Annotated in this window: 11 protein-coding genes; 6 read left to right on the top strand and 5 right to left on the bottom strand. The window is 40.3% G+C overall.

The annotated features are described in order from the left end of the window. Positions 1-4: 4 nt before the first annotated feature. From OA84_RS02875 to lon, 5 genes are all read right to left on the bottom strand, one after another. Complete coding sequence (locus tag OA84_RS02875; RefSeq protein ID WP_039342034.1) at positions 5-1,375, bottom strand: exopolysaccharide biosynthesis polyprenyl glycosylphosphotransferase; 1,371 nt, start codon at positions 1,373-1,375, stop codon at positions 5-7. A 34-nt stretch (positions 1,376-1,409) separates the two neighbouring features. Beyond that, complete coding sequence (locus OA84_RS02870; protein WP_039342031.1) at positions 1,410-2,042, bottom strand: 7-carboxy-7-deazaguanine synthase QueE; 633 nt, start codon at positions 2,040-2,042, stop codon at positions 1,410-1,412. Then, the gene (locus OA84_RS02865; RefSeq protein WP_039342027.1) at positions 2,035-2,919 is read right to left on the bottom strand and encodes a bifunctional 5,10-methylenetetrahydrofolate dehydrogenase/5,10-methenyltetrahydrofolate cyclohydrolase; all 885 of its coding nucleotides are present in this window, start codon (positions 2,917-2,919) and stop codon (positions 2,035-2,037) included. The genes OA84_RS02870 and OA84_RS02865 overlap by 8 nt, the downstream gene beginning before the upstream one ends. A 29-nt stretch (positions 2,920-2,948) precedes the next feature. Next, the gene (gene pgi / locus OA84_RS02860) at positions 2,949-4,589 is read right to left on the bottom strand and encodes a glucose-6-phosphate isomerase (RefSeq protein ID WP_039342023.1); all 1,641 of its coding nucleotides are present in this window, start codon (positions 4,587-4,589) and stop codon (positions 2,949-2,951) included. Positions 4,590-4,837: 248 nt separating this feature from the next. Beyond that, a complete protein-coding gene (lon, locus tag OA84_RS02855) occupies positions 4,838-7,240 on the bottom strand; it encodes an endopeptidase La (protein WP_039342020.1) in 2,403 nt (800 codons plus the stop codon). 236 nt (positions 7,241-7,476) lie between these two features. On the opposite strand from lon, the gene OA84_RS02850 reads away from it, so the two are divergent. The 6 genes from OA84_RS02850 to OA84_RS02825 all read left to right on the top strand — a co-directional run bounded on the left by OA84_RS02850 (position 7,477) and on the right by OA84_RS02825 (position 14,640). Further along, the gene (locus OA84_RS02850) at positions 7,477-9,624 is read left to right on the top strand and encodes a peptidylprolyl isomerase (protein ID WP_039342017.1); all 2,148 of its coding nucleotides are present in this window, start codon (positions 7,477-7,479) and stop codon (positions 9,622-9,624) included. Between the two features lie 119 nt (positions 9,625-9,743). Then, positions 9,744-10,694 (top strand): MlaD family protein, encoded by a 951-nt coding sequence (locus tag OA84_RS02845; protein ID WP_039342703.1) that lies wholly within the window; start codon positions 9,744-9,746, stop codon positions 10,692-10,694. A 10-nt stretch (positions 10,695-10,704) separates the two neighbouring features. After that, the gene (locus OA84_RS02840) at positions 10,705-12,036 is read left to right on the top strand and encodes a 4Fe-4S dicluster domain-containing protein (protein ID WP_039342014.1); all 1,332 of its coding nucleotides are present in this window, start codon (positions 10,705-10,707) and stop codon (positions 12,034-12,036) included. A gap of 68 nt (positions 12,037-12,104) precedes the next feature. Further along, positions 12,105-12,887 carry a (Fe-S)-binding protein gene (locus OA84_RS02835; RefSeq protein WP_039342013.1) on the top strand — a complete coding sequence of 261 codons (783 nt, stop codon included), beginning with the start codon at positions 12,105-12,107 and terminating at the stop codon, positions 12,885-12,887. Between the two features lie 42 nt (positions 12,888-12,929). Beyond that, entirely contained in the window at positions 12,930-13,421 is a 492-nt protein-coding gene (locus OA84_RS02830; RefSeq protein WP_039342009.1) for a hypothetical protein, read from the top strand. Positions 13,422-13,518: 97 nt separating this feature from the next. Further along, the gene (locus tag OA84_RS02825; RefSeq protein ID WP_039342007.1) at positions 13,519-14,640 is read left to right on the top strand and encodes a glycosyltransferase; all 1,122 of its coding nucleotides are present in this window, start codon (positions 13,519-13,521) and stop codon (positions 14,638-14,640) included. Positions 14,641-14,650: the final 10 nt, after the last annotated feature.

Here is a 14,650-nt window from a genome sequence, read left to right as displayed (position 1 = left end):
AACTCTAGCGGGCGTTCTTGTCGCCGGCAATCAGCAAAATAATGGTTTTGATGATGATTACAATGTCAAGACTCATCGTCCATTTTTTCACGTAGAAATTATCTGCCAAAATCCGTTTTTTCATGGCAATTTCCATATAGCCATTGTCGCCGCGTAAACCGTTCACCTGTGCCAGACCCGAAATTCCGGGTTTTACCAAACTTCGAACGGAATAGCGACCGATTTTCGGTTTGTAAAAATCATCGATTAAAAGCATGTGTGGCCGCGGTCCTACGACAGACATTTCACCTTTTAAAACATTGAAAAACTGCGGCATTTCGTCCAAGCTTGTTCTGCGCAAAAATCTGCCGATTTTGGTAATTCTGTCATCATCCGGCGCGGTGGTTTTCGTGGTACATTCGCCGTTCACGCGCATCGAGCGGAACTTTATACAGTTAAAAATGCGGTCATGAAAACCGTATCTTTTCTGAACAAAAAAAATCGGGCCTTTATCGCCCATTTTTATCATAACAGCAATGATAGGAAAAAGCCAGCTGCAGATAAATATCAAAACAAGCGCCGAAAAAAGCAGGTCGAATGTTCTTTTTATCAGACTGTTCACCAGATTATCAAGTGGGAATTTTACCCGTACGAAAACTGGCTGCGTTTCGATATAGCTGAGGTCAAACTCAAAAAAATTATTGATGACACTCGGAATTAAGCTGATACGGACCTGATATTTTTCCGCAAGTTCATAAATTTCATCTTCCTTATCGCGGTATAATTCCGCGGATTCCGCGGAAAGATACATGGTGTGAATCCCGTTTCTTCGCCAGAAATTGACCAGATTTTGCAGATTTATATTTTCGCTTTGCGGATATTCCCAGTTTTTAAAACCGTAATCTTTTCTCTCATTTAAAATGGTTTTCAGCATTTTAGCCGAGGTGTCATCCACTAGAAACATAATGTTCCGGTAATTCCAACCTAAAGTCCGGATGTATTTTAAAGCGAAAAAAATGGCTGATTTAAGGAAGAATAAAATGAAAAATAAACTCAGTCCCATCCAGGCGCGGTCCTGTTTCAGAAAATCGTTGTTGCTAACTTTTGCCAGCAAAACCACGCCGAAAATGAAGAGTAATATATGCGTTATGAGTCTTTCTAAATAAAGCGTGTACGTTATGGTTCGCGGTACGGAATACAGTTTTGTGCGCCCGCTGAGTAAGATCCAGAAAAAAATAAGCACCGTAATGGACAGGATATTTTGTTCCGTGGTTACATCAGCGAAAAGTTCCTGGTCGTTCTTTAAATAGAAATAAATAAAAACCGCCGAAATCACCAGGATATCGAGCAATATAAAAACAAGTCGGAAATATCTCGAGTACCGGATTTTCTGCATTGCAAAGGAAAGCTACTCGTAAATCTACTATAATTTATGGAATATTCAAATATTTATGCGTCTGTACAGAAGCCTGCCATTTCGGGTTTGCCAAAATATAGTCGGTGATTTTCGGGTACATTTCATTGCGTTTGCTCCATTCACTTTGCAGATAAAGCACACAGTTTTCCGAAACTTTTGCAGCTTGCTCTTCGGCAAATTTAAAATCGTTATTGTTGAAAATAATCATTTTCAGCTCGCTTGCTCTCTCGTAAATAGCGGGTTTTGGTAAGCCGGTTTTCTTTGGCGAAAGGGTAATCCAATCCAGATGTCCGCTCATTTCATAAGCTCCTGAAGTTTCAATGTGTATGGTACAGCCGAGCTCTTTTAGCCTTGCAGTCAGAAACTGCAGATTCCACATCAACGGTTCACCGCCGGTCAACACGATGGTTTTACAATTTTTCGCCGCTGTTTGGGCAATTTCTTCAGCATTTAAAAGTGGGTGCAAATCCGGGTTCCAGCTTTCTTTCACATCGCACCAGTGGCAACCGACGTCGCAGCCGCCAAGGCGGATGAAATATGCGGCTTTTCCGGTGTGGGCACCTTCGCCTTGAATGGTGTAAAAATGCTCCATTACAGGGAGCATTTTACCTTCTTTCAATAAAATATTTTCTTCTTCTTTAGTCATTATAAACAGATGTTTTGTAAGCCAGCAGCGTGTTTTTCATCAACATCGCTCTGGTCATCGGGCCTACACCGCCCGGCACTGGAGTAATCCAGCTGGCTTTGTCGTTACAGCTCTCAAAATCGACATCGCCAACAAGTCGGTAACCTTTTTTGGAATCATCTTCTACGCGCGTAATTCCTACGTCTACGATAACGGCGCCGTCCTTGATCATATTTGCTTTAAGGAAGTTCGGGTCGCCCAACGCCGTAATTACAATATCCGCTTTAAGCGTGTACTGTTCAATGTGCGGCGTGTAAGAATGCGTTAATGTTACCGTAGAATTTCCCGGGAAATCTTTTCTTCCCATCAAAATGCTCATCGGTTTTCCTACAATTCGGCTTCTGCCGATAATTACGCAATGTTTTCCTTTCGTATCAATTTGATATCTTTCCAATAAAGTTAAAATTCCAAACGGCGTGGCCGGTAAAAAAGTATCCATTTCCAGCGCCATTTTTCCGAAATTTTCAGGGTGAAAACCATCCACATCTTTTCTGGGATCAATTGCCATGATGATTTTTTCCTGATCGATTTGCGGTGGCAAAGGCAGCTGAACAATAAAACCGTCCACTTCTTTGGATTTATTCAGCTCATCGATTTTTTCTAACAGTTCGGCTTCAGAAACGGTGCTCGGAAATTCTAACAAAGAAGAGCGGAAGCCCACCTCGTGACAGTCCTTAATCTTGTTATTTACATACGTCATGCTGGCGCCGTTTTTGCCGACCAAAATAGCGACTAAATGTGGCGGACGTCTGTGGTTTTGAACAATTTTTTCAACTTCGATGCGGATTTCTTCTTTTATTTCTTTGGAAACTTTCAGTCCGTCGAGAATTTGTGCCATGGTTTTACTTTTAGTTTTTTATGAGAACTTTATTTTTTCGCTTTAAAATATTTGATGAGTCCGTTGGTAGAAGAATCGTGAGAATTTACCGGCTCGGAACTTTTTAATTCTGCTAAAATTTTTCCTGCGAGTACTTTACCTAATTCCACACCGAACTGATCGAAACTGAAAATATTCCAGATTACACCTTGCACGAAAATTTTGTGCTCATAAAGCGCGATTAATTGTCCAAAAGAAAACGGCGTTAATTCCTCGAAAATAAAGGAATTTGTCGGTGTATTTCCCTGAAAAACTTTGTAGTTTACCAGCTCGTCAATTTCTTCCCCTGAAATGCCTGTTTTTTCTAATTCTGCCCGAACTTCATCCGGCGTTTTACCAAAAGCTAAAGCTTCAGTTTGCGCAAAAAAGTTCGCCAATAATTTTTCTTGATGGTCAGAAACCACGTTGCAGGATTTTGCATACGCGATAAAATCTGCCGGAATTAGCTGCGTTCCCTGATGAATCAGCTGGTAAAAGGCGTGCTGACCGTTTGTCCCCGGTTCGCCCCAAATCACCGGCCCGGTTTCGTAATCTACAAAATCACCGTTTCGGTCCACACATTTCCCGTTACTTTCCATATCGCCTTGCTGAAGATATGCGGGAAAACGGTCTAAATACTGGGAATATGGTAAAATAGCGTACGTTCCGGCATCAAAAAAGTTACGATACCAAATTCCGCAAAGCGCCATTAAAACCGGCACGTTTTCTTTAAAATCTGCTGTTCGGAAATGTGTATCAGTTTCGTGTGCACCTTTTAGCAGTTGCTCGAAATTATCATAACCCACGAAAAGCACGATGCTGAGACCTATCGCGCTCCACAGCGAATAGCGGCCGCCAACCCAATCCCAAAATTCGAAAATATTTTCCTCTGCAATACCGAATTTTTTCACCGCTTCAACATTGGTGGAAAGTGCTACGAAATGTTTTTCTACATCCGTTTCTTTTCCACTTTTTAGAAACCAGGTTTTGGCAGATTCTGCATTGGTCATGGTTTCCTGCGTGGTGAAAGTTTTCGATGCGATGATGAAAAGCGTCGTTTCAGGATTTAGATTTTTGAGGACTTCAGCGATGTGATTGCCATCAACATTCGAAACAAAATGCGCGTTTAGCCGCGTTTTAAAATGTTTTAAAGCCGAGCAAACCATCACCGGACCTAAATCTGAACCGCCAATTCCGATGTTTACAACGTCGGTAATTTCTTTTCCGGAAAATCCGGTGTGAGCGCCGGAAATAATTTTTTCCGAAAACTTTTTCATTTGATCCAAAACCTTTCTGATCGCAGGTTTGATGTTTTCGTCATCAACCAAGATTTCGTCAGCTGAAAAATCCCGAAGCGCGGTGTGCAAAACTGCGCGGCCTTCAGTTTCGTTAATTTTTTCGCCGCTAAACATGGCTTTTATTGCAGATTTCAGATCGCATTCTTCAGCTAAATCCTGCAAAAATCCAAAGGTTTTTTGATCAATTAAATTCTTCGAGTAATCGAAAAGGTAATTTTCTCTTTGAACGGAAAAATCTTTAAACCTTTCCGTATTTTCCGCGAACAAAGTTCTAAGGTCGAAATCGGTTTCCGCAAAGTGTTTGGTGAGATTTTTCCAGGCAGTGGTGTGCGTTGGATTTATTTTAGGCAACATTTTTTTAAATTTTAATGGTGATTAAAGCCCGGCGAATTATAAAGTCGTGCAAATTTACGGAAAAATAAAACCTCGGGAAAAAATACGTTCTGAGATTTTCTATCATTTAATTCTGCTAAAAATGTAGACCTAAATTTTTCGGTGCTAAAACGGCAAATTTTTAAGCTTTTGCATTTCCGTAATTTTTATCTCCAAAAAGTTCATTTTTGAAATAAAAAAAACGCCCTAAAAAGGGCATTTTTTCTTTTTTACTTTAAAGCTAAATCCACGACTTCGCTCATGGTTTTTACGTAATTTATTTTCAGGTCTTTCAGATAATCTTTTTTAATTTCTTCCACATCTTTGCGATTCGCTTCACAGAGGATGATTTCTTTAATTCCGGCTCGCGCAGCGGCTAAAAGTTTTTCTTTAATTCCGCCGACAGGAAGCACTTTTCCACGTAATGTAATTTCACCCGTCATCGCAAGATGAGGTTTTACTTTTTGATTTTTGAAACTCGAAACAATCGAGGTTAACATCGCGATGCCCGCGGACGGACCATCTTTCGGCGTCGCGCCTTCCGGAACGTGAACGTGGATATTATTTTTCTGAATATCTTCTGCAGAAATGCCAAGTTTGTCGTGTTTTGCTTTAATATATTCCAACGCGATAGTCGCCGATTCTTTCATAACATTCCCAAGATTTCCGGTCATGGTGAGATTTCCTTTGCCTTCGCTTAAAATACTTTCGATGAAAAGAATGTCGCCACCAACTTCGGTCCAGGCCAAACCTGTTACGACACCGGGAACATCGGAGATTTCCGCCAAATTTCGCGGCCGCGGAACGCCGAGAATTTCGTCCACTTTTTCTATGGAAATTTTTGGATTGTACTCTTTTTCCATGGCTGTTTGCAGGGCGACCCAGCGGGCTATTGACGCGATTTGTTTTTCCAATCTTCGCACGCCACTTTCAGACGTATGTGCATCAATAATATGTTTCAACTCGGCATTTCCGAGTTTAAATGATTTGGTGTCTAAACCGTTTTCTTCCTGCTGTTTTTTAATTAAATGGCGTTTTGCAATTTCTACTTTTTCCTCTAAAGTGTAGCCGGCAATCTGAATGATTTCCATTCGGTCCAAAAGCGGACGCTGCACGGTAGATAAAGAGTTTGCGGTGGCAATGAACATTACTTTCGATAAATCATAACCGAGTTCCAGGAAGTTGTCGTAGAAGGAATTGTTTTGCTCCGGATCTAAAACTTCAAGCAAAGCTGAGCTTGGATCACCGTGAATTCCGGTCGCTATTTTATCGATTTCATCCAGAACAATTACCGGATTGGAGGTTCCCGCTTTTTTAATGGACTGCAAAATTCGTCCCGCCATTGCACCGATATAAGTTTTCCGGTGACCACGGATTTCAGATTCGTCATGAAGTCCGCCGAGCGATAATCTTACATATTTTCTACCCAAAGCATCCGCAACCGATTTGCCGAGTGAGGTTTTTCCGACGCCGGGAGGACCGACCAAACATAAAATCGGCGATTTCATATTATTTTTCAATTTCAGAACAGCCATGTGTTCCAAAATTCTTTTTTTAATGTCCTCTAAACCGTAATGCGCTTTATCGAGCACTTTTTCGGCTTTAGCGATATCAAAAATGTCTTTCGAGTAATTATTCCAGGGTAAATCGGTAAAAAAATCCAGATAATTTCGCTGCACGTTGTAATCCGGAGAATTCGGATTTTGGCGCTGCAAACGGTTAATTTCTTTTTTGAAATGCTCTTCAACTTCCTCGCTCCATTTTATTTTTTTGGCTTTGTCCAGTAATTCTTCAACGTCAGATTCCGGACCGCCGCCCAGTTCTTCCTGAATCGTGCGAATTTGCTGATTCAGAAAATATTCGCGTTGCTGTTTGTCTAGATCTTTCGAGGTTTTTTGGTGAATCTGGCTGCGCAATTCCAGCTTGCGAAATTCGTCGTGCATCAGCGTGTAACATTTTTCGGCACGTATCAGCAGGCTTTTTTCTTCCAAAAGCTTCTGTTTTTGATTTGACAAAAAATTGGCATTACAGCAGATAAAATTTAACAAATCTTCATTATCCGACATATTGCTTATCGCAAAATTCGCGGCGTTCGGTATGTTTGGATCAAGCTCAATAATTTTCAGCGCAAGCGCTTTAATATTTTCAAGCAAAGCTTCGTACTCTTCTTTCTTTTTGGTGGGAACGTCTTTCAGCTTTTCTATTTCCGCTAAAAAATATGGCCTTTTAGCCGTGAATTTTTTTACTTTAAAACGCTGAAAACCGCGTGTAATGGCGGTAATATTTCCTTCGGGAAGTTTAATGATTTTAATGATTTTCGCTAAAGTCCCGATTTCGTACAAATCGGAAGTTTCAGGATTTTCGATAGACGAATTATTCTGGCTTAAAATCCCGATGAGTTGATTGTTTTTCTGCGCTTCTTCCAAAAGCTTGATGGACATTTCCCGTCCTGCTGTTATCGGAATGATCACTTTCGGGAACATCACCATATTTCGTACTGGCAAAATTGGGAAAACCAGCTGGTTTTCTTCTTCTTCGGTGGTGGCGATGTCTGCTATATTTATTTCCTCAGTTACAATGCTGAAGCCGTCTTCTAAAATTTCGTCAAGTTTCATTTCTTCAAAGTCTGTCATATGGTTGAATGACAAATTGTCATTTTTAATAGATTAATAGGGCGTTTATTCTACCTTCCAGGTAGAAAATTCGGCCTTCGAAAAGGTTTCCTTATTTTGACAAGGTTTATGCCACGTAAAAACGCAGACAAATTTGGCACAGGAAAGATTGGGGCTTTTAAATAAATAGTTTATTTTTTTTTCTAATCTGCTAAAAATGTGTATTTTCGCACACTGATAAAATTATACAAAAAAAGATGGCAATTTTAGGAGAAATTAGAAATAGACCTTGGCTTTTAATGGGGATTATAGCGGTAGCAATGTTGGCTTTCGTGGTGAACCCAGACAGTCTGGAAAAATTATTCGGTGCACAACCCGGAATTTATGGTAAAGTAAACGGCCAGGAGATTTCTAAAGAAGATTTTGATGATCAGCTTTTCATGCTTCAGCAGCAGGCACAGCAGCAAGGTCAGCCTACCAAAGGTTTGGAAGAGCAGGCTTGGCAAATGTTGGTTCAGTCTAAACTGATCGAGCAGCAATTCAAAAAAATGGGTCTTACCCTTACTGAAGATATGTTCTGGAACCAGCTTCAGTTCGATCCTTTATTTGCCCAGAATAAAGAGAATTTTGACGAAAAAGGAAACTTCAAAATTCAGGAAATTAAAAATCAAGTTACGCAGCTGAAATCCAGCAATGTAGAATTATACAATAACTGGTTAAAAACCAGAAAATCCATCGAATACAGAATGATGGCGCGTCAGCTTTTTGCTAATGTAAGCAGCGGAATTACCGTAAGCAAAAAAGAAGCAGAGCAGATTATGAAAGAAAGGGATCAGCTTGCTGATATTGATTTTGTAAAAGTGGATTATGAAGCTTTCGCGCAGAAAAATCCTGTTAAAGTAACCTCTAAAGATATTTCGGATTATATTAAACTTCACCCGACTGTATTTAAAAGAGACGTCAGCAGAAACATCGGTGTAGTATATTTCCCGGCAGCGCCAAGCGCAGCAGATGACGCTGCAATGCAGGCAGAAATGAACAAATTGATGACCGTTGGAAGCCCTACAAGCGAAGGAAATGAAAATTTCGTGAACACGAAAAACGATTCAATGTTTATTGCTTTGAATTCAGATTTGCCTTTCAACCCACAATATTTCCCTGCGGAACAATTACCGGCAGCAATTAAAGACAAAGTTGCAACCGCAGCGATCGGGACAACATTTGGTCCTTATAAAGAGCAGAATTTTTATGTAGTATCTAAGCTTTTAGATAAAAAGCCTTCGGATTCTACACTTTCAAGACATATTTTGGTGACTTATAAAGGAAACCAGGCGGGCGGTGCAGAAACACGTTCAAAAGAAGAAGCGAAAAAATTAGCGGATTCTATTGGAAATGCAGTAAAAGCTGATCCGTCAAAATTTGCACAGTTCCTGAAATATTCAGCTGATCCGGGTTCTGCCGCTCAAGGTGGAAGCGTGGGCTGGACAACTCCGGAAACGCCATTCGTACCGGAATATCTGAACTTTTTAGCAACAAACGGTAAGGGTGCAACAGCAGTTGTAGAAACACAATACGGTTACCACATCATCAATATCGAAGATAAGAAAAGTGGTGCCATGGGTTATAAAGTGGCAAACCTTGTTAAGGCCATCAAACCATCGGATAAAACGGAAAACGAAGTATATACCAAAGCCACGAAATTCATTCAGCAGGTTCAGGGTAAAAGCTTTAATGAATTCGCCAATTTAGCGAAGAAAAATAATTATATGTTCACCAATCCAAAAGAGGTTGGCAGATTCCAGGGAACTTTGCCGGGACTTGGAACGGACAAGGACGAAGATATCATCGCGTGGGCATTTAACAAAAACACCAAAAAAGGTGACACTGATATTTTCACTGTAGAAGGAACAGGAGATAGAGTTGTAGCTTATGTAAATGGAATTCAGGACGCAGGTTCTGCAGATCCGGAAGCAGTGCGCGACCAGGTGGAACCAATTATCAGAAACCAGTTATTGGCTAAGAAAATTACCGAAAAAATTAACGGCGCTAATGCTTCAAATTTAGACCAGATCGCAAAACTTTTCGGAGCCAGCAAACAGTCTGCACAGGTAAATATGCTAAATCCACAGGTGAACGGTGCAATGGAGCCGAAAGTTGCCGGAGCCGCGTTTGGTGTAGCTAAAAATAAATTATCCAAACCAGTTGAAGGTTTAACCGGAGTTTATGTAGTTTTGAAAAAAGGTGAAAGCATCAACAAACAACCGGGCGACGTGAAGCAAATGGCTGAAGCGATCGCAGGACAAAATTCCCAGCAATTTGGACAGTTTTTCCTGAAAAGCCTACAGGACAATGCGAAGATTAAAGATTACAGAATTGAATTGTACAACCGTTCAGCTCAACAGTAAAACTTTGTAACATACATAGGAAGCGACTTTACGGTCGCTTTTTGTGTTTTTAGAACCTAAGGTTTTCACAGCACTTTATTTAAAATATGCTATATTTGTCGCATAAAAAATACACAAAAGTGAAATTCACAAAAGAAATAAAAGCAGGACTTATAGCACTTCTAGCCATTGTTGGCTTTGTCTTTTTGTTCCAGTTTATGAAAGGTAAAAGTCTTTTTACCACCGATAATATTTTCTACGCAAAATTTGATAATGTCGAAGGTTTAGAAGCCTCAAACCCCGTTTCTATTAACGGTTTGAAAGTTGGGCAAGTGGATAACATCATTCCCATTACGGAAACCGACGGGAAAATACACTTCGTAGTTGAGGTCCTCATTGATGACAGTTTCGAATTTTCGAAAAAATCTAAATTGGAAATTTTCGAACCTGGATTAATGTCTGGCAAGCAAATGCGCGTGAATTTAGCTTACGGCGGAGAGATGGCAAAAGATGGTGATACTTTAGCCGGCGAATTCAAACTTTCTATGCTGAACAGCATTTCCTCACAGGTAGGTCCGGTGAAAGATCAGGTGCAGGTCGTGTTGAAAAGAGTAGATTCTTTAGTCACAAATGCTAACCAACTCGTTGATGATCAAAACCGTCAGCAAATTAATGCACTTTTAACCAATCTTAATAGAACGGTGACGGCTTTTGAAAGAACTTCGCAGCAGACCAATGCACTTTTAGCGAATAACGATCCACGCATCCAAAAAATGTTGGATAACGCGAATTTAGCGACTATCAGTGCGAAAACCGCAATTGATAAATACGGTCAGGTTGCAGACGAAGTAGATGTTCAAAAACTAAACAACACCATTGATAAACTCAGCACAACGGCTGATAAATTAAACGGTGTTATTAGCGGCATACAAAATGGTGAAGGAAGTCTTGGTAAATTGGCAAAAGATGAGCAACTTTACCAGAACTTAAATAAAACTGCTGAAAACCTTAATCTTTTGGTGGAAGACTTAAAAGCAAATCCGAAAAGATATTTGAACTTCTCAGTGTTTGGTAAGAATACAAAAGACTAAAACCCTTCCTATGGAATATATTGACAATATTCTTTTTTTTGTCGCCCTTGTTGTGGGCTTCGGACTTTTCTTTAAAAGTTTAAAAGAAATTTATCGAAATATTCAGTTAGGCAGGGAAATAGACCGCAACGACCAAAAGCCGAGACGTTGGGAAACCATGGCGCGCGTTGCCCTCGGACAAAGCAAAATGACCAAACGCCCGATCGCGGGAATCCTGCATGTTATCGTATATGTAGGTTTTGTCATTATTAATATTGAACTTCTCGAAATCATTATCGACGGTATTTTCGGTACACACCGTTTTTTAGCCGGTATAATGGGCAATTCTTTCTATTCTGCTTTTACGGCAACTTTAGAAATTTTAGCAATTTTGGTGATTATTGCCGTGGTTATATTTTTCATCAGAAGAAATTTCTACGGCGTAAGAAGATTAACAATGAAAGAACTTTTCGGCTGGCCGAAAAACGACGCCAACTGGATTCTAATTATTGAATTTGCTTTGATGATGGCATTTTTCACCATGAATTCTTCTGATTGGCTTTTACAGCAGCGCAGTGCTTATGCCGCACACGGAAGCTTCCCCGTTTCTTCATCTTTTTTCGCCCCTCTTTTGGCAAATTTTAGCGATTCTACTTTGATGTTTTTAGAACGTGGCGCCTGGTGGTTTCACTTCATCGGGATTCTTTTCTTTATGAATTATCTGTATTATTCCAAGCATTTACATATCCTTTTGGCTTTCCCGAATACCTGGTACGCGAAACTCGGCCCGCTTGGAAGATTCAATAATTTAGATTCCGTAACCAAGGAAATTAAATTAATGATGGATCCGAATGCCGATCCATACGCGGCGCCGCCAGAAGAAGACGCGAATGCAGTTCCGGAAAAATTTGGAGCCAGCGATATTTTTGATTTACATAAAGTTCAGCTTCTCAACGCTTATTCCTGCACGGAATGTGGCAGATGCACCGCGGTTTGTCCGGCAAATATTACCGGAAAAAAACTCTCACCGCGAAAAATTATGATGGATACGCGCGACCGTATTGAAGAAGTTGGAAAAAACATCAATAAAAACGGGAAATTTGTAGAGGACGGTAAAAAATTATTAGACGATCATATTCAGCGCGAAGAAATCTGGGCCTGTACAACCTGCAATGCGTGCGTTGAAGCTTGTCCGGTGCTTATCGACCCGTTATCAATTATCGTGGAATTGCGCCGCTTTTTGGTCATGGAGCAGTCCGCCGCGCCGCAGGAGCTTAATTTAATGATGACCAATGTGGAAAATAATGCCGCGCCGTGGCAGTATAATCAAGCCGACCGCCTGAACTGGGCAAATGATAATTAACAAAAATCTTAGCAAATAGCACCGAAAAAATCCTCGCTTTCCGGTGCTGAAAACTGGTAAACTATAACATGGATTTCACAATAAAAACAATGGCAGAATATGCTGCCGAAGGTAAAGCTCCGGAAGTCTTATTTTTCGTGGGCTGCATGGGAAGCTTTGATGACCGCGCGAAAAAAGTAACCAAGGCATTATGCAAAATTTTGCACAAAGTAGGGGTAGAATTTGCAGTTCTCGGTCAGGAGGAGTCCTGCAACGGCGATCCTGCAAAACGTGCCGGCAACGAATTTATATTCCAGATGATGGCTTTAACCAACATCGAAATTATGAACGGTTACGGCGTAAAAAAAATTGTTACCGCTTGTCCGCATTGTTTTAACATCATCAAAAACGAATATCCTGGTCTTGGCGGAAATTACGAAGTGATGCACCACACGCAGTTTCTTCGTAAACTGATGGAAGAAGGTCGTCTAAAAATTGAAGGTGGAACTTTCACAGGTAAGAAAATTACCTTTCACGATCCATGTTATCTTGGTCGCGCAAATGGTGAATACGAAGCACCGCGTCAGTTGCTGCAAAAACTCGATTCGGAGTTGGTGGAAATGAAAAGATGCAAATCCAATGGATTGTGCTGTGGCGCCGGCGGTGCGCAAATGTTTAAAGAGCCCGAAAAAGGCGATAAAGACATCAATGTGGAAAGAACCGAAGAAGCTTTAGCTGAAAAACCGAATATCATTGCGACTGGCTGCCCGTTCTGCAACACCATGATTACCGACGGTGTAAAGCACTTTAACAATACCGAAGTTCAGGTTAAAGACATCGCCGAACTTTTAGCTGAAGCTGAAGATTTGTAAAAAATCGGGCGTTATAACGGCTAATTTTTTAAATCAAAAGAAATGAAAATAGAAGAATCTAATATCGTTGAAACCAACGATTACCGAATTATAATTTATCCTGCGTCACGACAGCTGACCGCAAAAGAAAGCAAACTAATTACAGAAAAACTTTTTGATTTTCTTGCAACATGGGCGGCGCACGGAAAACCTTTGGCCGCGTCATTTAAAATTGAAAAAAATCAATTTATCGTTGTTTCTGTAGATGAAGAAAAAGAAGCTGCTTCCGGCTGTTCTATCGACGAATTGGGCGGTGTAATGCGCGAAATCGATGCGGAATTTAACCTCGGCTTATTCGACCGAATGAAAGCAAGTTTTGTGGAGAATGGTGAAATTAAGACCCTGAAACTCCAGGATTTTAGAACAGGTTTAAAAACCGGTACAATTTCTCAGGACATTCAGGTTTTCGATTTTTCCAAAAATACCTATGTGGCATTTTTAAGCGATTTTCTTTTGCCGCTGAAAAGAAGTTGGGCCGGAATTTATGTAGATTAAACATATAAAAAAATAAAGCTGAAACCCTTTGACATAAAGTTGTCCAAGGGTTTTTTTTGTGCAATTAATTGCTTAAATTTACATTAGAAGTTGTGCTATGCGCTATAAAATTCTATTTATTTCGTCCTGGTTTCCCAATAAACTGGAACCTACAAATGGAAATTTTGTGCAAAGACATGCGGAAGCAGTTGCGCTTCGGCATGACGTGGAAGTTTTGCACGCCATTGGCGACCCAGCGCAAAAAGAACTTTATATTGTTGATGATCAGGAGATTAACGGCATCCGTACGCTGATTGTTTATTACAAAAAATCCATCAATCCAGCCCGGAATTTTTTCCGGCGCATGAAAGCTTACCAAAGAGGTTTTTCCCAAATGCAAAAACCGGATCTGGTGCATGCCAATATCCTTTTTAATTCCGTGCTTTTTGCCGTTTATCTTAAACGGAAACATCATATTCCTTTCGTTGTTAGCGAACACTGGTCCGGATTTTTAGAAATTAACCGTGCTAAAAGGTCGAAATTAAAAGTTTTTCTGGCACACCAAATTGCAAAAAATGCCTCAGCAATCTTGCCGGTAAGCAAAAGTTTGCAGAATGATATGAAAATTTTGGGATTTACGGGTTGCTTCCATGTGGTGGAAAACGTGGTAAATATGAATGTGTTTCCACCGAAAAGACATCAGCCGCAAAAATTTATCTTTCTTCATATTTCCAATTTAATCCAGCTGAAAAACCCGGAAAAAATTCTGGCTGCAGCGTTAAGGCTTCGCAAAGAATTTACCAATTTTGAAATGCACATCGGTGGTGACGGAGAGGTGGAAAATTTAAACAGAATTATTTCAAGGCATAAAGCCGGAGACTTTGTAAAAACTTTTTCTACTTTAAAAATTGAAGAAGTTGCGGAGAAAATGCGCGAAAGCAGTTGCTTTGTACTTTTCAGCGATTACGAAAATTTCCCGTGCGTACTTTTGGAATCTTTATCTTCCGGAACGCCTGTAATAGCTACTAATGTCGGCGGAATTAAAGAAATTGTAAATGGAAGAAATGGAATTCTGATTAGAAATTCGGAAGATGAACTGTACGACGCCATGAAAACCGTTTTACTGACGAAAATTGACTTTGATAAACCGGAAATTTTACACCAATACATCGAACATTGTTTCTCGATGGAAACCATTTCGCGCAAATTCGATGAAGTTTACCGGAAAATTCTGCACTGACGCTGAAACA

Origin of the sequence: Kaistella solincola (genome assembly GCF_000812875.1) — a bacterium.
GTDB lineage: Bacteria > Bacteroidota > Bacteroidia > Flavobacteriales > Weeksellaceae > Kaistella > Kaistella solincola.
This window is presented reverse-complemented; position numbering and strand designations above follow the sequence as displayed.